General features: G+C 70.6%; 15 protein-coding genes. 10 read left to right on the forward strand and 5 right to left on the reverse strand.

Annotated features, from left to right (window positions below):
- Positions 1-256 precede the first annotated feature (256 nt).
- Both ACIBX3_RS19770 and ACIBX3_RS19775 read left to right on the forward strand, forming a co-directional pair.
- Positions 257-409, forward strand: coding sequence for a hypothetical protein (locus ACIBX3_RS19770; protein WP_397118873.1), 153 nt, complete (start codon positions 257-259; stop codon positions 407-409).
- A 4-nt stretch (positions 410-413) separates the two neighbouring features.
- Positions 414-716 (forward strand): hypothetical protein, encoded by a 303-nt coding sequence (locus ACIBX3_RS19775; RefSeq protein WP_397118875.1) that lies wholly within the window; start codon positions 414-416, stop codon positions 714-716.
- 82 nt (positions 717-798) lie between these two features.
- Here the strand turns inward: ACIBX3_RS19775 and ACIBX3_RS19780 are convergent, their stop codons facing one another.
- From ACIBX3_RS19780 to ACIBX3_RS19790, 3 genes are all read right to left on the reverse strand, one after another.
- Positions 799-1,620, reverse strand: coding sequence for a hypothetical protein (locus ACIBX3_RS19780; RefSeq protein ID WP_397118877.1), 822 nt, complete (start codon positions 1,618-1,620; stop codon positions 799-801).
- An 850-nt stretch (positions 1,621-2,470) separates the two neighbouring features.
- Positions 2,471-3,220, reverse strand: a complete 750-nt coding sequence (locus ACIBX3_RS19785; protein WP_397118879.1) for a DNA polymerase beta superfamily protein — start codon at positions 3,218-3,220, stop codon at positions 2,471-2,473.
- Positions 3,217-3,855, reverse strand: coding sequence for a DNA polymerase beta superfamily protein (locus ACIBX3_RS19790; protein WP_397118881.1), 639 nt, complete (start codon positions 3,853-3,855; stop codon positions 3,217-3,219). The genes ACIBX3_RS19785 and ACIBX3_RS19790 overlap by 4 nt, the downstream gene beginning before the upstream one ends.
- A gap of 45 nt (positions 3,856-3,900) precedes the next feature.
- Here ACIBX3_RS19790 and ACIBX3_RS19795 point away from each other — a divergent pair, with 45 nt between their 5' ends.
- Both ACIBX3_RS19795 and ACIBX3_RS19800 read left to right on the forward strand, forming a co-directional pair.
- On the forward strand, positions 3,901-5,766 hold the full coding sequence (locus ACIBX3_RS19795) for a propionyl-CoA synthetase (protein ID WP_397118883.1): 1,866 nt from the start codon (positions 3,901-3,903) through the stop codon (positions 5,764-5,766).
- A gap of 75 nt (positions 5,767-5,841) precedes the next feature.
- Positions 5,842-8,688, forward strand: coding sequence for a hypothetical protein (locus ACIBX3_RS19800; protein WP_397118885.1), 2,847 nt, complete (start codon positions 5,842-5,844; stop codon positions 8,686-8,688).
- Here ACIBX3_RS19800 and ACIBX3_RS19805 read toward each other — a convergent pair.
- Positions 8,651-9,820, reverse strand: a complete 1,170-nt coding sequence (locus tag ACIBX3_RS19805; RefSeq protein ID WP_397118887.1) for a sensor histidine kinase — start codon at positions 9,818-9,820, stop codon at positions 8,651-8,653. The two genes, ACIBX3_RS19800 and ACIBX3_RS19805, sit on opposite strands and share 38 nt — an antisense overlap.
- Entirely contained in the window at positions 9,817-10,473 is a 657-nt protein-coding gene (locus tag ACIBX3_RS19810) for a response regulator transcription factor (RefSeq protein WP_397118889.1), read from the reverse strand. Before ACIBX3_RS19810 ends, ACIBX3_RS19805 begins: the two co-directional genes overlap by 4 nt.
- A gap of 150 nt (positions 10,474-10,623) precedes the next feature.
- On the opposite strand from ACIBX3_RS19810, the gene ACIBX3_RS19815 reads away from it, so the two are divergent.
- The 6 genes from ACIBX3_RS19815 (at position 10,624) to ACIBX3_RS19840 (ending at position 17,872) form a co-directional block, all read left to right on the forward strand.
- Complete coding sequence (locus ACIBX3_RS19815) at positions 10,624-12,036, forward strand: phospholipid carrier-dependent glycosyltransferase (protein WP_397118891.1); 1,413 nt, start codon at positions 10,624-10,626, stop codon at positions 12,034-12,036.
- Positions 12,033-13,151: a sensor histidine kinase gene (locus ACIBX3_RS19820; RefSeq protein WP_397118893.1), complete on the forward strand. Its 1,119-nt coding sequence runs from the start codon at positions 12,033-12,035 to the stop codon at positions 13,149-13,151. Before ACIBX3_RS19815 ends, ACIBX3_RS19820 begins: the two co-directional genes overlap by 4 nt.
- Positions 13,148-13,798 (forward strand): response regulator, encoded by a 651-nt coding sequence (locus ACIBX3_RS19825; RefSeq protein ID WP_397118895.1) that lies wholly within the window; start codon positions 13,148-13,150, stop codon positions 13,796-13,798. The genes ACIBX3_RS19820 and ACIBX3_RS19825 overlap by 4 nt, the downstream gene beginning before the upstream one ends.
- Positions 13,799-14,014: 216 nt before the next feature.
- Positions 14,015-15,994, forward strand: coding sequence for an MMPL family transporter (locus tag ACIBX3_RS19830; protein ID WP_397118897.1), 1,980 nt, complete (start codon positions 14,015-14,017; stop codon positions 15,992-15,994).
- A gap of 48 nt (positions 15,995-16,042) precedes the next feature.
- Positions 16,043-16,930 carry a hypothetical protein gene (locus tag ACIBX3_RS19835; RefSeq protein WP_397118899.1) on the forward strand — a complete coding sequence of 296 codons (888 nt, stop codon included), beginning with the start codon at positions 16,043-16,045 and terminating at the stop codon, positions 16,928-16,930.
- A 33-nt stretch (positions 16,931-16,963) separates the two neighbouring features.
- The gene (locus tag ACIBX3_RS19840) at positions 16,964-17,872 is read left to right on the forward strand and encodes a hypothetical protein (RefSeq protein ID WP_397118901.1); all 909 of its coding nucleotides are present in this window, start codon (positions 16,964-16,966) and stop codon (positions 17,870-17,872) included.
- The last annotated feature ends 19 nt before the right edge of the window (positions 17,873-17,891 follow it).

Consider the following 17,891-nt stretch of genomic DNA (forward strand, 5'->3'; position numbering starts at 1 on the left):
AAGCGGCGGGCCTCTTCCCAGGCGCGCGAACTCGCACGCGAGGAGCGCCCTGCCACCGGCGCCTGCTCCGCCTATCAGCGAACCGGCGAGCGCTGGACGGTGCTTCGCATCATGCTTGACACCGGCGGTACTCGCGGCCAGATCGAGAACCAACTGCGCGACGGCTACTCCAAGCAGCTCCCGGAGATCGTCCCTGGCGGTTTCGGTTACTACGCCAGCTACCCCAACGAGAAGACCCACGTCGGCGCGATGGCTGGTGAGAGGCCAGGCACGGCTGTCCATAGAACTGGTAAGAGGCGTCAAGGGACGCGACAACGCCGCCGACGTGGTCGCCCTGATGAAACTCATCGCACCCAAACTCATCACCACCCCGAGCACCCCCTCCCCCAGCGCCGACAAGAACGGCTGAGCCGATGCCCGACATGGTGCCCAACCCGCTCTACGAAGCGTTACGCGAAGCTGAGCAGAGGATCACCCCGCTCATCCAGAACGCGACCCAGGCGATCGAACAGTCCTACAAGGAGTTCCACTCTGGCCTGATCTGGATGGGACCCACGGCCAAACTGTTCGACTCCCAGCTGGAGCTTCACCGGTCCCGCGTCGTCCGCGCAGGCAACAAAATCTTGGAGGAGTTACGCCAGAAGATGGCTAATCTGCCACTCCAGGTGGACGAGAAGAAGGCCATGGCCCTCATCAAGCAGTACGACTTGCCGTAATATCCAACCAGACGACTGTGCGGCCCACAAAACTCAATGATCTTGTTGTTTGCAGAGCCTATTTTTATTACCCTATAGAGAGCTATCGAGCGGAATTCTGAAGCTCAATCTTAGCGTCTTTCAAGATAAGGCCACCTTCTTGAAGCTTTAAGGTAGTCACAGTAAGGCGCAATTTTGTAGCCCCCATGCAACGATCCAGCGATTCATTGACATAAGCAAGCTTTCGCTTGCCGCCTTCATGGACTCGCCTAAAGGCAACCAATGAATGACCGCGCTCGTCTACACATTCGACCATGTAGGCATTTTTGCCGAGACCCTGGTGTGAGTGTTGTCCTACAATGGCAACGAAGTTGTCATTTGCCACAATGGGGCGGGGGAGAAGAAATTCACCCCTAGTCCACCCGTTTATTTTCCACGGTGGCGAGAAAAAAATTCCACCCGTTGCATCGGACCCGTCTTCAAAATGAGCATACGTGCGCATGGCGAACCCCTTATACTGCTCCTCCTTTTCCGGTGGATTAAACGGTGCTGGATCAATTTCTGACGTGTTCCAGTGAGCCCCATACATTGGGCCCATAAGATCCACTTCCAGTGAGCGATCGGATTCGCCGGGAGGCGTTGGAGAGAACCCATTGTTCTGAGCATCGCCACGGGTCGGCAGCAATGACGCCGGAGTTTCTTCAGAATTACACTGGAAAACATTGTTGTTTCCCTTTACGTCGCCCGCTATATTGCATTTGCCGATATTGGTGCCGCCCTCCCCTCGATTCGACTGAGGCGACGCACTTACCACGCCGTAAACGGTGATGGCCAATGCGACTATGGCCACCAGTGCCGCAACCCCTTGCCACCAAGGGCGGCCGAGGAAAGTAAGTGTTTCTTTAGTCATCTGCAATAATCCCATTCGCGACGAACTAAACGCACAAACTAATTCAGCCAGTCGGGAGTGCCTCCTATCGATCTAGATCAAGCACTCCCGCAGGCATGGGGTTGCCATTATGACAGGGGATCTCAGCTAGTATGCCAAAAGTAGTTTATGGAGGTAGTGCGTCGTTCATCCCAATTGGCGCCAAATGAGAGCGCCGTCAGCGTTATGGCGGTATGGCCTCAACCGCATATAGAGAGTGTCTGAAAAGTCACGATCGAACAGTGGTTCCTACTGCCCCGGGCACAAGGTGCTGACACAGGAATTCGACCTTCACGGAGCAGGCGGCAGCGAACCCTGAGTGATGGTGAGGGAGAGTGACTCGCGGTGGATTGTGGGCCAGCGCGGGAAACTCATGTCAGTTGATCGGCGTCCTTACAACGATCGATCTGAACTGAACGAGTGATCGAATCGAACTCAACAGATGTAAGCGTGGACCCCCTGTGGACCAGCGGCGTATCTAGAGGGGCATCTGGTATGCAAACTTGCAGCTCACTCACGGAATAGGGCCGAAATCCGCAACCCTCTCTCGGAGCCGGGTGCGTAGGTTCGAATCCTACAGGGGGCACTCACGATCTACATCGCAAGATGGGCAAGGACCTGCGGAAACGCAGGTCCTTTCGCATTCCGGGTGTGCCACCCGCTGCCACCGATGGCGAGCACGTGCCCATGATCACGTACCAGACACGTACCGAGATCATGGGCTACACGCGACGACCGGATCGGCGGCCTTCAGGTCCGGTCGAGAGCCTGTTCCGATGGCATAGGGGGCGACCCGGCGCCAGCACCCGGTCGACGACGTCGAGTGCGCCTTCCCTGCCGACCAGCGTCACAGTCCGGCCCCGGAGCCCATCCGCGCCCGTACCACCAGATCGTGCAGCGCTCCCTCGGCCGTCGCCCGCTCCGGCAGAGCCGAGGCGTCCCGTGCCTCCTCCAGCGTGGCCGTCATCCGCTCCACGTCCGCCTCCAGCCCCTCGACCGACGGCGACCGCCCGTGCTCGGCGTCCTTCTTCAGCGCCACCAGGTCGGGCAGGTACGCGGGCCCGTACGCGTACAGCCGCGTCAGATCCGCCTCCAGCTCCCCGGTACGCATGAGGTGCGTCCCGGTCGCCAGCACGCGGAAGGTGTAGAGCAGTGGCTTGAGCTCCAGGGTCTTCTCGTACAGCCGCCACTGCGTCCGCGCGAACCCGAGGTAGTGGTGGGCGTGATGCCGCGTCACGCACCCGGGCGCCAGCGCCACCAGCTCCTCGTGCATCGCCGACGACGCCACGACGAGCGGCGACAGGAGCTGCTCCAGCACATAGCCGTTGCGCCCGAGCAGCAGCCGGCAGAACTTGGCCAGGTCGTGTGTGACCAGGTCCATCTCCACGTCGTCGCGCGTCCACGTCCGCTCCAGCGTCTCCGGCCCGCCCCGCAGCCCCACCACCTCCTCGGCCGGCAGTACGTGCACGCCCCGCAGGTCCACGTCCGAGTCCACCGACGGGAAGCCGTACAGGTGCGCGCCGCTCACCGTGGCGAACGCCAGCGGGTACGGCTGCTCGCCGGGGATCTCTTGAAGCCAGCCGGGCAGCCCGTTCACAGGTTCTCCTTACGCACGCTGATCAGGAACTCCTCCACCCGCTCCCGGTCCGGCTCGGCGGGGAGCACGCCGGGAGCGGCGGCCAGTTCGGCCACGAGCTCCTTCCTCCAGGCGTCCACCTCCGCCCACGGCACCTCGCCGTGCTTGATCGCCAGCAGCCGCTCCCAGTGCGGCCCGACCTGGACGAGCGGCTCCCCGTGGCGTACCAGGTGCAGGCCGCTCAGCAGCAGCCGCAGCATGTGCATGGCCTGCTTCCACTTGGGCGCGGCCGGGTCGAGGCGGCGGAACTGCGCGTCGGCGTACCCGGCGAAGGAGCGTTGCGCCTTCGCCGACACGAACGCCCCGCGCAGGTCGCGCAGCCGCCGCCCGGCCGGGGTGATCACCTCCACGATGGGGGACCACAGGCACTCCAGGACCGTGGGGTTCGCGTCGAGGGCGAGCACGCAGAAACGCTCGACCTCCCACGAGAACTGCTCGGGCAGCGGCCCGTCCCGGTGTGTGGCCGGCTTGTCCAGCCGCCAGAACGCGGCCGTCGGCGCCGCGAACACGCCCCGCCGGTCGGTGTCCGAGTCGTCGGTTTCGAGCCCGTACGCCCGCGACCCCATGACGACGGAAAGGATCAGGTCATCGCTCACGCGAACATCTTGCGTCATGGGGCCGGGGACTGGTCTGATCGATAAGTGGGCGGTTATGACGAAGCTTATCGGCGCAGCATCCGGCATCCCGACGAGTTCTGGGCCGAGGCGGCCCGCGGCATCGACTGGGACGTGGCGCCCGCCACGTCCTACGGCGACGGCCGGTGGTTTCCCGGCGGACGGCTCAACACCTGTCACAACGCGCTGGACAGGCACGTGGCGGCCGGGCGCGGCGGGCAGGCGGCGCTGATCCACGACAGCCCCGTCAGCGGCTCCGTGCGCGTCTACACCTACGCCGAGCTGCTCGACCAGGTGGCGCGGACCGCGGGCATGCTGCGGGACCTCGGCGTGCGCGCCGGCGACACCGTGGTGATCTACATGCCCATGGTGCCGGAGGCGGTCGTCGCGATGCTGGCGTGCGCCCGGCTCGGGGCGGTGCACTCGGTGGTGTTCGGCGGGTTCGCGGCCAGGGAGCTGGCCGTGCGGATCGACCACGCCCGGCCCAAGGTCGTGCTGTCGGCGTCGTGCGGGATCGAGCCGGCCCGGGTGGTGGCGTACAAACCGCTGCTGGACGCCGCGCTGGAGCAGGCCGGGCATCGGCCCGGGCACTGCGTGATCCTGCAGCGGCCGCAGTGCGTGGCCGAGCTCGCCGAGGGCCGCGACCTGGACTGGGCGTCGCTCGTCCGCGACGCCGAGCCGGCCGCCTGCGTGAGCGTGGCCGCCACCGACCCGCTCTACATCCTCTACACCTCCGGCACGACCGGTGTCCCGAAGGGCGTCGTCCGCGACAACGGCGGGCACGCCGTCGCGCTGCACTGGAGCATGGCCAACGTGTACGGCGCCGCCCCCGGAGAGGTCTACTGGGCGGCCTCCGACGTCGGCTGGGTGGTGGGCCACTCCTACATCGTGTACGCGCCGCTGCTGGCCGGCTGCACGAGCGTGCTGTACGAGGGCAAGCCGGTCGGCACCCCGGACCCCGGGGCGTTCTGGCGGGTGGTGTCGACGCACGGCGTGCGGACGCTGTTCACGGCGCCGACCGCGATCAGGGCCATCAAGAAAGAGGACCCATCAGGTAATTTCGCGAAAAAGTGGGACCTGTCCGGACTTCGCTACCTCTTCCTCGCCGGCGAACGCCTCGACCCCGACACCTACCACTGGGCGTCCGACCTGCTCGGCATCCCGGTCATCGACCACTGGTGGCAGACCGAGACCGGCTGGCCGATCGCCGCCAACTGCGTCGGAATCGAAACCCTGCCGATCAAACCCGGCTCCCCGACCAAGCCCGTCCCCGGCTGGGACGTCCACATCCTCGACGCCGACGGCCGCGACTGCCCGCCGGGCGTCGAGGGCGCGGTCACCGTCAAGCTGCCGCTGCCGCCCGGCGCGCTGCCCACCCTCTACCGCGACGAGGCCCGCTTCGCCCGCTCCTACCTGGAGCGCCACCCCGGCCACTACCTGACGGGCGACGGCGGCCACCTGGACGCCGACGGCTACCTCTACGTCATGGGCCGCATCGACGACGTGATCAACGTGGCCGGCCACCGGCTCTCGACCGGCGCGATGGAGGAGGTCGTCGCCGCGCACCCCGACGTCGCCGAGTGCGCCGTGATCGGCGTGGCCGACGAGCTGAAAGGCCAGCTCCCGGTCGGCTTCGTGGTGCTGAAGGCAGGCGCGGAACGCGACCCCGAGGACCTCGAACGCGAGCTGGTCGCCCTGGTACGCGAGCGCATCGGCCCGGTCGCCGCCTTCCGCCGGGCGATGGTGGTGGCCCGGCTCCCCAAGACCCGCTCCGGAAAGATCCTTCGCGCCACGATGCGGGACATCGCCGACGGCAGGTCGTACACCACGCCGTCCACGATCGAGGACCCGGCCGCCCTGCCGGAGATCGCCGAGGCCGTGAAAGGAAAGTGACGGGCGGGTAACTACCAACACGAGGCGCTCGCACGCGGCGCATGATGGGACATCCCCGCTCCCCGGGAGAAGGCCATGATCGAGACTCCGAGCTACGCCGACGCCCTGAGGATCCTCGGATGCAAGGACGGCAGACTCGCCAAGGTGATCGGTTTCGCCGCGGCGGCCGAGCGCAGCGGCTGGGCGCTGGCCGGCGCCGGGCAGCTCGTGCTGGGCCTGGCCGACATGCGCGCGTCCGTCATGCGCTTCGGCGAGGACGTCGCGGGCCGCATGCGCGAGTTACGCAGCGGCGTCGGCCGGCACACCCGCACCCAGCGCCTGGCCGCCGCGCACGCCGTGATCGTCGTCTCGGCGTACTTCGAGGCGCTCGGCGAGGCCAAGCTGCCGTTCACGCTGGACAAACTGGACCGTACCGACCAGATCTCCCACGGCGTGCCGACCCGTGAGCGGTTCGCCAGGCTGATGGCCGAGCTGCTGCTCCAGCGGCTGCCCACGCCCGAGCCGCACCTGCCGTACGCCGAGACGCGTCAGGCCGTGGAACGTGCCTACCTGCGCATGTCCGAGGCCATGGCCGGATACGTCGGCGGCCTGCCGGTCTGGGACGAGCTCACCGTCGACGACCAGCTCCTGCTGCCCCGGATGTTGTCCGAGGGGCCGCCCGCGCACGCGCTGCGCATCTACGACGAGGACTACCGGTCGCTGGCGCTGGACAGCCACGAGTTCGGCGTGCGCAGCCTCGTCACCGAGCGGCCGCAGCCGGCCACCGCGCTGTCGCGGGTGGCGTGGCTGCTGGCCGAGCTGGCCCCGCCCCGGGTCGGCGACCGCCCCGTGATCCACCTGGCCAGGATGGCCGCGAACCTCCTCGACCAGCCGCTCCTGCTGGCCGGCAAGCTCCCCGAGGACGTCTACCTGCCGCTGCTCGGCGAGGGCTACCTCACCCCGCTCTGCCGGGTCGCGGAGCTGACCCGCGAGGCCGCGCCCGCCCAGCGTGAGTGGTGGGAGGGCCGGCGGCTGCTGCCCGACACCGAGGCGTTCCTCGTCGGCCACCTCACCTCGCTGCGCGCCACGCAGGCGCCCCTGCTCGTGCTCGGCGAGCCCGGCTCGGGCAAGACCAAGCTGACCGAGGTTCTGGCCGCCCGGCTGGCCCGCTCGGAGTTCCTGCCGATCCGGGTGGACCTGCAGGGCGTGGCGGCGCGGGCGAGCGTCACCGAGCAGATCGAGCAGGCCATCGGCGCGATGCTGGACGAGCACGTCGAGTACGCCGAGCTCGTGGCGGCCGCCGACGGGGCGCTGCCGGTGATCCTGCTCGACGGGTTCGACGAGCTGGTGCAGGGCGGCGTCAACCGCTACGACTACCTCGCCCAGGTCCAGGAGTTCCAGCGGCAGGAGGCCGGTCAGGGGCGGCCCGCCGCGGTCATCGTGACCAGCCGCACCGTGGTGGCCGAGCGGATGAGGTTCCCCGACGGGCTGCTGGCGCTGCAGCTGCAGCCGTTCGAGGACGACCAGGTACGCCAGTGGCTCGAGATCTGGGACCAGGCCAACCGCGCCCTGCTGGCCAGGCGCGACCTGAAGCCCCTGCCCGCCGAGGCCGCGCTCGCCCACGGCGAGATGGCCAGGCAGCCGCTCCTGCTGCTCCTGCTCGCGCTCTACGACGCCGGCGGCAACGCGCTGCAGCGCGGCGCGGCCGAGCCGCTCAAGCGCTCCCGCCTCTACGAGGTCCTGCTCAGGGACTTCACCGAGCGCGAGACCGGCGGGGCTCGCCGCGTGCTCATCGACCAGGAGCTCGTCATGCTCGGCACGGTCGCGCTGTCCATGCTGGCCCGCGGCCGCCAGGTGATCACCGACGAGGCGCTCAACAGGGACCTGCCCGCACTGTGCCACGGGGGCGAGGACGACCCCGAGGAGCACGCCCGCGTCGACTGGGCGCGCAAGGCCACCGAGCGGTTCTTCTTCGTGCGCAGGAACGGCCACGCGTTCCTGCACTCCACGTTCGGCGAGTTCCTGGTGGCCTGGCTGACCATGTACGCGCTGCGCGACCTGGACCGCAGGCGCCGCCTGGCCGGGGACGAGCCGCTCGCGCTGGTGCAGAGCGTGGACGACGACCTGCTGTACGCGGTCACCTCCCACTCCTGCCTGGCCGAGCGGGGGCCGACGGTCGGGTTCATCCTGGAACTGCTGGAGGAGGTGCCGGCCGCGGTGCGGGCCCGCTGCGTGGAGCAGCTGACCGGGCTGCTGCGGCGCTCCCTGCACGAGCGCGGCCGCCGCCACTTCACCGGCTTCCGCCCGGTGCGGCACACGATGACCCGGCGCCTGGCCGCGTACTCGGCGAACCTCACCCTGCTCATCGTCGCCGCCTCCGGCGAGCCGGTCGCCGTCTCCTCGCTCCTGCCCGGACCCGGTCACCTGGAGCGCTGGGCCTCCTTCACCCACCTGTGGAAGGGCCAGCTGGGCGAGGAGGGCTGGACCGGGCTGCTCACCGCCCTGTCGGCGCGCCGGGTGGTCGAGGACGGCGAGGAGGACGTCGTGCTCGGCGTCACGGAGACCTCCGGCATGGGCGACGCCGTCGTCGCCGTCGCCACCGGCCACTCGCCGCACCACCGGCGGCTGCTCGACCTGCTGCTGCGGGCGCTGGGGGAGGGGCGTGCCCTGCCGTTCCGCGAGCGGGTCGCGATCCTGGAGGAGCTGCTGCGGACGGCCGCGGTCCGCTCGCCCGCCATGCACCGGGCGATCGGCGCGATGTGGGCGGAGGACGGCGCCGACCACGCCGCGCTGCGGCCCCTCCTGCGCGCCATGCTCGCCGACCCGGCCGACCGGATGGCGACCTGGGAACAGCTCGTCAAGGCGGGCGTCCCGGAGACGGTGCTCTGGGACATCCACGAGGGCGTCACGGAGCCGACGGATCCACCGGCAGCTCCACGGTGATCGTCAAGCCGCCCTCGTCCCTCGGCCGGGCCGTGACCGTGCCCCCGTGAGCCTCGGTGATCACCCGGACGATCGACAGGCCCAGCCCGCTGCCCCGGTCCGAGCGCAGCCGGTCGCCGTGCAGCCGCCGGAACGGCTCGAAGATCGTCTCGATCTCGTACGGCGGGACCTGCAGCCCCGTGTTGGCCACGACCAGTTCGACCTGCTCGGTCCGCCGCCGCGTCGTCACCCACACCTCGCCCTTGGGGTGGTTGTGCCGGATCGCGTTCTCCACGAGGTTCTGCACCAGCCGCTCGACCAGCACCGCCTCGCCCGCCGTCGGGGCGGAGTCGAGCAGCCGGTGCATGGTCACCTCCCGCTCGGCCGCCTCTCCGGCCGCCTGGTCCAGCACGTGCTCGGCCACGTCCATCAGGTCGAACGGCCGCCGGTCCAGCACCGCCTGCTCGCCCTCGGTCAGCGCCAGCAGGCCGTCGATGAGCCGCTCGTGACGGGCGTTGACCAGCAGCAGCGACTCGCCCAGGCGCTTGACGTCCTCGGTCGCGTCCGGCCTGCGCACCGCCACGTCCACCAGCGTCCTGTTGATCGTCAGCGGGGTGCGCAGCTCGTGCGAGGCGTTGGCCACGAACCTGCGTTGCCCGTCGAACGAGCGCGCCAGCCGGCTGAGCATCGTGTCGTAGATGTCGGTCAGCTCCTTGACCTCGTCGCGCGGGCCTTCGTAGCTGATGCGCTCGGTGAGGTCGTGGCTCTGGGCCACCTGACGGGCGGTCTCGGTGACCCTTCTGAGCGGCCGGAGCGCCAGTCCCGCCGCCCGCCAGCCGAGCCCGAACGTCCCGCCCGTGCCGGCGAGCACGGCGAGGGCGCCGACGTTGCGCACGTTGGAGAGGACGCTGCTCTGGTAGGTGGCGTGCGTCTTGAGCGCGAACTCGCGGGCGAGCTCGTACACCTGGTCGTACCGCTCGTAGGAGAGGTAGCCGAAATCGGGCCGTACGGTTTGGACGCGGGCGGGAGTGAAGACGGAGGCGCGGTATTGGAGCGTCGTCTGCACGACGAAGTAGAGGCCGGCCAGAACCAGCGCGGAGAGGACGAAGAACACTCCCGCACTGGCCAGGGCGAAACGGAGGCGAATGCTCACGGGATGCGGTACCCCGATCCGGGCACGGTCTCGATGACCTGGGGCTCGCCGAGCTTCTTGCGTAACTTCATCATCGTCGTGCGCACCGTGTTCGTGAACGGGTCGATGTGCTCGTCCCACACCTTCTCCAGCAGCGTCTCCGCCGAGACCACCGCCCCCTGGGCGCGCAGCAGCTCGGCCAGCACACCGAACTCCTTGCGCGCCAGCGGCACGTACCGGCCGTCGCGGAACACCTGCCGGTGCGCCCAGTCCAGCCGCACGCCCGCCCGCTCCAGCATCGGCGGATCCGCCCGCCTGGCCCGCCGGCCGAGCGCGTGCACCCTGGCCACCAGCTCCTCGAACGCGAACGGCTTCGGCAGGTAGTCGTCGGCCCCGAGCGACAGCCCGGCCACCCGGGACCGCACGTCGCCGGCCGCGGTCAGCATGAGCACCCGCACCAGCCAGCCCCGCTCGACCACGGCCTTGCACACCTCGTCCCCGTGCACCAGCGGCAGATCCCGGTCGAGGATCAGCACGTCGTAGTCGTGCACGCCCAGCCGCTCCAGCGCCGCGTCCCCGTCGTAAGCGACGTCCACGGCCAGCGCCTCGCCGCGCAGTCCCTCGGCGATCGAGTCGGCGAGCATGCGCTCGTCCTCGGCCACCAGAACACGCACAGTGCCCCCTAAAGATCTTAAATGCCGTCAGTCTGCCCCGCCCCGCATAACGCCGGCATAACCGGAATCGGTGACGATCAGGTTATCGACCACCCGCTGGACTGACCCCCCGCACGCCGGGATCCACCCGGCTCTCCCGGGGGGAAGATCATGGCGCTCACGCTCGCGGTGCCGCGCCCGGACCGCCGCGCCACCGGCCCGGCGCGCGGTCACCGCCTGTTCGCGGTCGTGCTCCTGCTCGCCGCCGCGCTGCGCGTGCTGGTCATGCTGGGCTACGACACGGCGCGGCTCTACTGGTACGACTCCTTCACCTACCTGGACACGGCCGTGCACCTGCGGCCGCAGGGAGCGTTCCATCCGGCCGGCTACTCCTGGTTCCTGCGGGCGCTGCGGCCTTTCCACAGTGTGGAGCTGGTCGCGGGCGTGCAGCACGCGATGGGCCTGGCCACCGGCATGCTGATCTACGTGCTGCTGCGCCGCAGATCGGTGCCCGGCTGGGGCGCGGCGCTCGCGGCGGTCCCGGTGCTGTTCGATCCGGCGTTCGTCCGCCTGGAGCACGCCGTGCTGTCGGACACGCTGGTCATCTTCCTCATCACGGCCGCCCTGCTCACGCTCCTGTGGCGGCGGGAGCCGTCCGCGCGGGCGGCCGCGGCGGCCGGGCTGCTGCTCGCGCTCGCCGGCCTGACCCGCACCGCCGCCGTGCCGCTGATCGGCCTGGCCGCCCTGTACGTGCTGCTGCGCCGCGCGTCGTGGCGGCAGGCCGCGGCCCTGGCGGTGGCGGGCCTGCTGCCGCTGCTCGCCTACGCCGGCTGGTACGCCCAGCACCACGGCAGGTTCGCGCTGAGCGGCTCGGACGGAGTCGCCCTGTGGGCCCGTACCATGACCTTCGCCGACTGCTCGGTCATCCGCCCGGGCCCGGACCTGGCCGCGCTCTGCCCGAACGGCACGGTCCTCGACGCCGCCTCCGAGTACGTCTGGGATCCACGGGCCCCGCTCAACCGGCTGCCCGGCGACCGGTTCGCCCACAACGACCTGGCCAGGTCGTTCGCGCTCGCCGCCATCGCCGCCCAGCCCCTCGACTACCTGCGCGAGGTGGCCCGGGACACCTCGCTCGCCTTCACCTGGCAGCCGGTCGCCCACCCGGCGCGGATGACCCCGTCCACGACCTTCCCGCGAGGCTCGTGGCCGCTCCCGGAGGAGCACGCCCTGGTCGGCAAGGTGCGGCAGGAGTACGACCCGGACCTCCGCGGCATGCGCTCCGTCGAGCCGTACGCCTCGGTCCTGGCCGTCTACCAGTACCCGTGGTTCCTGCACGGGAGCCTCTTCGGCGTCGTGCTCCTGGCAGGCGGGGCGGGCGTTCTGGCGCGCCCGCGCTCCGCGCTCCTGCCGTGGTCGTTCGCGGTGTTCCTGCTCGTCGCGCCGGTTGCCGCGCTCGACTTCGACCACCGCTACGTGCTGCCGGCCATCCCCATGGCCTGCGTGGCTGCCGCGCTGGCCGTACCCGGACTGCTGCGACGGGAGTATCGCGTGGCGGGGCCGGGGCGAACTACGGTGCGGGGGTGAAGACGATCGCCCTGGTCTGTGGCGCGGCGGTGGTGGTATTTTTCTCGGCCGGCATGGCGTCCGGGAACCAGCCGGACGCCCGGCCGCTCGACCTGCTCGGCTACGCGCTGCTCGCCGCGACGGCGCTCGGCCTGGCCTGGCTGCCGCGGCGGCCGGACCTGGCGCTGGCCACGTGCGCGGGCGCGGAGGCGGGCCTGTTCGCACTCGGGTACGCGCTGTCGCTGTGGGCGGTGCCCGCGCTGATCGCGTTGTTCTCGGCCATCGCGGCCGGGCGGCGGCTCGCCGGGTGGGCGGGCGCGGCGTTCCTGGTGGCGGTGCCCGGGGTGGCGGCGGCTGTGAGGTGGGAGGCCGACGTCGCGATCGCCGTCGTCATCTGGGCGCTGCTCGTGCTGGTCACGGCCCAGCCGGCGGAGGTGTCGCGGGCCAGGCGCGCCTACACCGAGGAGGTGGAGCGGCGTGCCGAGGAGGCCGAGCGCACCCGCGAGGAGGAGGCTCTGCGGCGCGCCCAGGAGGAGCGGTTGCGGGTCGCCAGAGAGCTGCACGACGTCACCTCGCACACGGTGTCGGTGATCGCGCTGCACGCCGCCGTGGCCGCCGAGGCGGTGGAACGAGCCGGCGGACCGCCCGAAGCCGCCGCCGCCCTCCTGGTCATCCGCACCTCCAGCCGCCAGGCCCTGGCGGAGATGAAGGCCGTCCTCGGCGTCCTCCGCCCCGGCACCGCCGCCCCCCACGGCCTGGCCGAGCCGCGACGTCCCTCGCCCGGATGCGCGCAGCTTCCCGGGCTCCTGCGGACGGCCGGGCTGCCCGTGACGCTCGGCGTCGAGGGCGAGCGGCGGCCTCTCCCTCCGGCCGCCGACCTGACCGTCTACCGTGTGGTGCAGGAAGCCCTGACCAACTCCATCAGGCACGCGAACGCCACCACGGCGACCGTGACGCTGGCCTACGAGACGGGAGCCGTGACCGTGCGGGTGGACGACGACGGGCAGGGGAGCCAGGCGCCGCGCGGGCACGGCCTGACGGGCATGGCCGAGCGGGTCGCCGCCGTGGGCGGCCGGCTCACCACGGGAAACGCCCCTGACGGCGGCTTCCGCGTCACCGCGAGGCTGCCGACGTGATCACCGTCCTGCTCGCCGACGACCAGCCGCTGGTACGGGCGGGCCTGCGCGCCCTGCTCGACACCGAGGACGACATGACCGTGGTCGGCGAGGCCGCCGACGGCGTCGAGGCGGTGCGCCTGGCCGGCCGGCTCCAGCCGGACGTCGTCCTGATGGACATCCGCATGCCCGAGCTCGACGGCCTCCAGGCCACCAGGACGCTGACGGCCGCCGGTGTGCGGGTCGTCGTGGTCACCACCTTCGACCTGGACGAGTACGTGTACGAGGCGCTCCGCTCCGGAGCCAGCGGCTTCCTGGTGAAGGACGCCGAGCCGGCCGAGATCCGCCACGCCGTCCGGGTGGCCGCCCGCGGCGACGCCCTCCTGTCACCCGGCGTCACCCGTCGGCTGATCGAAGAGTTCACCGCCCGGCCGGCCCACCTGGACGCCGCCCGGCTGGCCCCGCTGACCGACCGCGAGCGTGAGGTCCTGGCGCGAGTCGCCATGGGCCTGACCAACGCCCAGATCGCCGAGCGCCTCGTCATGAGCCCTCTCACCGTCAAGACGCACGTGAACCGCATGATGACCAAGCTCGGCGTCCACGACCGAGCCCAACTGGTCGTCCTCGGCTACGAAACCGGCCTGGTCCGCCCGGGCCAGGCCACCTGACCGTCCGGCACTCACCCGGCCACGCCGCCACGCCGGCCACGCCCGCGCCCGGTGTCGTCCGCGCCCGGTGTCGTCCGCGCCCGGTGTCGTCCGCGCCCGGTGTCGCGCGCTTCCGCCGCGCGCACCGCCCCGGGACGCCTGCTACCGCGGACGACGTAGCGGGGTGACCGCGGGTGCGGGACGACCGCGGGCGTCCGCGATCTCTACCGTCGCCGCATGATCCGACTATGTCTCCGCCGCAGAAAACTCGTCGTCGTCCTCTGGCCGGTCCTCGCCGCCGCGCTCGTCGCGGCCGCCGCTTTCTGGCCGGCGCCCTCCGACGACGACTTCACACTCCCCGGCTCGGAAAGCCAGCAGGCCGCCGAGCTGCTCGGGGAGGCCGCTCACGAGCCCCCGGGCACGCTGGTCGTGTCAGCCGGGTCCGGCGTGGAGTCCGCAGATCAGGCCGTGACCGCGCTGGTCACCCGCATGAACGCCGTCCCAGGCGTGCACGTGGCCACGGACGCCCAGCGCGTCTCCCCGGACGGGACCGTCGCCGCCATCCCCATCGACTACCCCGACGAGGACACCGCGCGCCGGCTGAAGGAACTCCGCGACACGTTCCAGGCCCCCGGTGTGACGGTCGAGCTGGCCGGGGACGACTTCGCGGACTTCTCGCCCGGAGGGCTCACCGAGGGCATCGGCCTGCTGGCCGCCGCCGTGGTGCTGCTGGTCGCCTTCCGCTCCCTGATCGGGGCCGCCCTCCCGCTCCTGATCGGCATCGTAGGCGTGACCTGCGGCGTCGCGCTCCTCGGCGTGCTCGGCAACGTCGTCAGCACGCCGAGCTACGCCGTCTACCTCACGATCATGCTGGGGCTCGGCGTCGGCATCGACTACGCGCTGCTGATCGTCACCAGGTTCCGCGCCGGACTGAAGGACGGGCTCGGCGTGGAGGCGGCCGTCGAACGGGCCATGCGTACGGCGGGCAGGTCCGTGCTGTTCGCCGGGCTGATCGTCATCGCGACGGGTGCGGGGATCCTGTCGCTCGGCCCTGCGCTGGGCGGCGGGCTCGCGCTGGCGTCCGGGTGCGGGGTGCTCATGGTGATGCTGGCCGCGCTCACCCTCCTGCCGGCCCTGCTCGGGATGATCGGCGCCAGGATCGACAGGTTCGCCCTGCCGCATCGCGAGGCAGGGCGGCGGCCCCTGGCGTACCGGTGGAGCCGGGTCGTCCAGCGCAGGCCGTGGATGACCGGGGCGGTGGCGTTCGGGCTGCTCGTCCTGCTGGCCCTGCCCGCCCTCCAGTTGCGCGTCGGCTGGTCCGACGCGAGCAACCGGCCGGTCACCGACACCACGCGGCGCGCCCACGACCTGATCGTCAAGGGGTTCGGGCCGGGCGCGGAAGGGCCGCTCATCCTGGCTGTCCGTGGCACGACGCCCGTCGACGACGTGGTCCGGGAGGCCGCCGCCACTCCCGGCGTGGCGAGCGCGTTCCGGGCGGGGGAGCGGGCCGCGGTCGTGGTGCCGGACACCGGCCACCAGGACGAGCGGACCACCGAGCTCATCCACCGTCTGCGCGCCGAACTGCCCGAGCCGGTGCTCGTCACCGGATCGACAGCCGCCGCCGTCGACTACGCGCGCTACTCCGGCGAGCGGCTGCCGTGGACCGTCGGCGCGGTGCTGCTGGCGTCGTTCGCCTTGCTGGCCGGAGTGTTCCGGAGCCTGGTCCTGCCGGTGAAGGCCATCGTCGTGAACCTGCTGTCCATCGGTGCCGCCTACGGCGTGGTCGTGGCGGTCTTCCAGCTGGACGTGCTCGGCCAGGGCACGGCGGGGCCGGTGGACGCGTGGGTGCCGATGATGCTGTTCGTGATCACGTTCGGGCTGTCGATGGACTACGAGGTGTTCCTGCTCTCCCGCATCAGGGAGGAGTATCTGAAGACCGGCGACAACGGCCGCGCGGTCGCCGACGGACTCGCCGCCACCGCCCGCGTCATTACCGCGGCGGCTACGATCATGTTCTGCGTGTTCGCCGCTTTCGGCACGTTCGACGACCGCGCGCTGCGCATCATGGGCGTCGGGCTGGCCGTCGCGGTGCTGGTCGACGCCACGGTGGTGCGGCTGGTGCTGGTGCCCGCGGCCATGGAGGTGCTCGGCGAGCGCAACTGGTGGTTCCCGGCTCTGACCCTTTCGAGGCTGACACGCAGCCAGAATGTTACGTAATATCCACCCATCACGAGCTTGGGGGGCGCCAGGGTGCCAGGACAGAGCGTGGGTGTGGTCGTCGATCCGGGAGTACCCCCGGAGATCGCCGGATTGTTGCGTGCCAATGCTCCGCTGCTGTCGAGGGTGCGGGCCGGATGGGTGCCTTCCGCCGAGGTGCGCCTCCAGCGCCGCAGGAGCCCTTCCAGCGCCATGCTGCTGGCCGCCACACCCGTGGTGATCGCGCTCATGGCCGTCCTGCTGGCCTCCCCGCTCGCGCCGGCCGGGTTCGTGCTGCTCGGCACGTACGTCTTCATCGTCCTCGTCAAGATCGCCTCCATGAGCGAGCTGCCCGAGGACGACCGCCCGCACGAGCGCCACGTGTACGAGCAGGCCCGCTGGTACGACGGCCGCTACCTCCTGGCGGACGACTTCGACCGGGAGGCCGGGCTCGTCCTGACCAGGGCGCAGCGCGCCATCGGCTCGGTGCTGCGCTCCCACGTCAACGCCGAGGGCCTGCTGGACGACGCGCGCAACGCCGTGATGCTGCCCGCCCAGGAGTGGGAGATCGCCCGCCTGCTGGCCAAGCTGTCCGCGCTGCGCGCCGAGCACAGAGAGCTGCTGGCCAGAGGGCTCGCGCCGGAGGTCGGCGCGGTGGTCGAGCAGCTCGAACGGGCGCTGGTCAACAGCGAGGCCGCCGTGGTCGCCCGCGTGGAGGCTCTGGAACGTTACGCCGCCCACGTCGCCGAGGCCGAGCGCGCCTATCACGCCCGCGGCCAGATCGAGGAGCTGCGCTCGCGGCTGCCGCGCTACGAGGAGCTCCTCGCGGAGTCGGGCGCCGACACGTTCGCCGTCCCCGAGATCGAGCGGCTGGCCGAGGACGCCGACACGCTGGAGCGCACCTTACGCCGCAGCGTCAAGTCCGCCCACGAGGCGTTCCGGTACCTTGAAGGCTGACGCCCGGACAGAGCGCCACATAGGATCAATGATGTGCCCGGACGTCAGGCGAAGGTGATAGTCGATCCGGCGGTGCCCCGCGACGCGGCGAACCTTCTGCGTGACAACCGCAAGCTCCTCGCCCGCATCCACGCCGGCTGGACGCCCGTGCACAGGCGCCTGCGCCCCCCGGCCGGCTTCATCGCCAGGCTGGCCGTCAGCGGGACGGCCGTGGTGGCCGCCCTGTACGGCCTGGTCCTCTTCATCGCCGGGCTGTACACCCCCTTCGTCGTGATCATGACGGGGGCCGCGTTGCTGACCGTCGCCGTCCTGGTCAGGACCGGGCCCGACGCCGAGGTCGAACGCCGCCAGGCGCTCGAACGCGACGTCCACGACAAGAGCCGCGAGTACGCCGGCCGCTACGTCCTGCGCGACCACCTCGACGAGCCCGCCCGCGCCCTCATGGCCCGCACCCAGACGGCCGTCGAGCAGGTCATGGGGTCCCGGGTCAACGCCGAGGGCCTGCTGGACGACGCGCGCAACGGAGTGATGCTGCCCGCCCAGGAGTGGGAGATCGCCCGGCTGCTGGCCAAGCTGTCGGAGTTACGCGCCGAGCACCAGGAGGTCGTCTCCGAGGGACTGACGCCGGAGGTGGAGGCCGTGGCCGAGCCCCTCGCCCAGGCGCTCGACAGCAGCGACCGGGCCGTGCTCGCCCGCGTCGAGGCTCTGGAACGTTACGCCGGCCACGTCGCCGACGCCGAGCGCGCCTACCGCGCCAGGCATCAGATCGAGCGACTCAGCGCCAGGCTGCCCCGCTATGAGGAGCTCCTCGCGGAGTCCGGCGCCGACGAGACCGCCGTACCGGAACTCGGCAGATTGTCGGAAGACGCCGACCGCCTTGAGCAGGCGTTACGAGACAGTGTCAGCTCCGCACACGAGGCTTTTCGCCACCTTAGGGGGTGACTTCGCTTAGGATCCAATT

It is taken from the genome of Nonomuraea sp. NPDC049480 (assembly GCF_044465905.1).
Classification (GTDB): domain Bacteria; phylum Actinomycetota; class Actinomycetes; order Streptosporangiales; family Streptosporangiaceae; genus Nonomuraea.

What these genes read in the sequence shown, in the direction of transcription:
- ACIBX3_RS19775 (WP_397118875.1), top strand. Translation starts at nt 414, where the DNA reads ATGCCCGACATGGTGCCCAACCCGCTCTACGAAGCGTTACGCGAAGCT.
- ACIBX3_RS19780 (WP_397118877.1), bottom strand. Translation starts at nt 1,620, where the DNA reads ATGGGATTATTGCAGATGACTAAAGAAACACTTACTTTCCTCGGCCGC.
- ACIBX3_RS19800 (WP_397118885.1), top strand. Translation starts at nt 5,842, where the DNA reads ATGATCGAGACTCCGAGCTACGCCGACGCCCTGAGGATCCTCGGATGC.
- ACIBX3_RS19815 (WP_397118891.1), top strand. Translation starts at nt 10,624, where the DNA reads ATGGCGCTCACGCTCGCGGTGCCGCGCCCGGACCGCCGCGCCACCGGC.
- ACIBX3_RS19830 (WP_397118897.1), top strand. Translation starts at nt 14,015, where the DNA reads ATGATCCGACTATGTCTCCGCCGCAGAAAACTCGTCGTCGTCCTCTGG.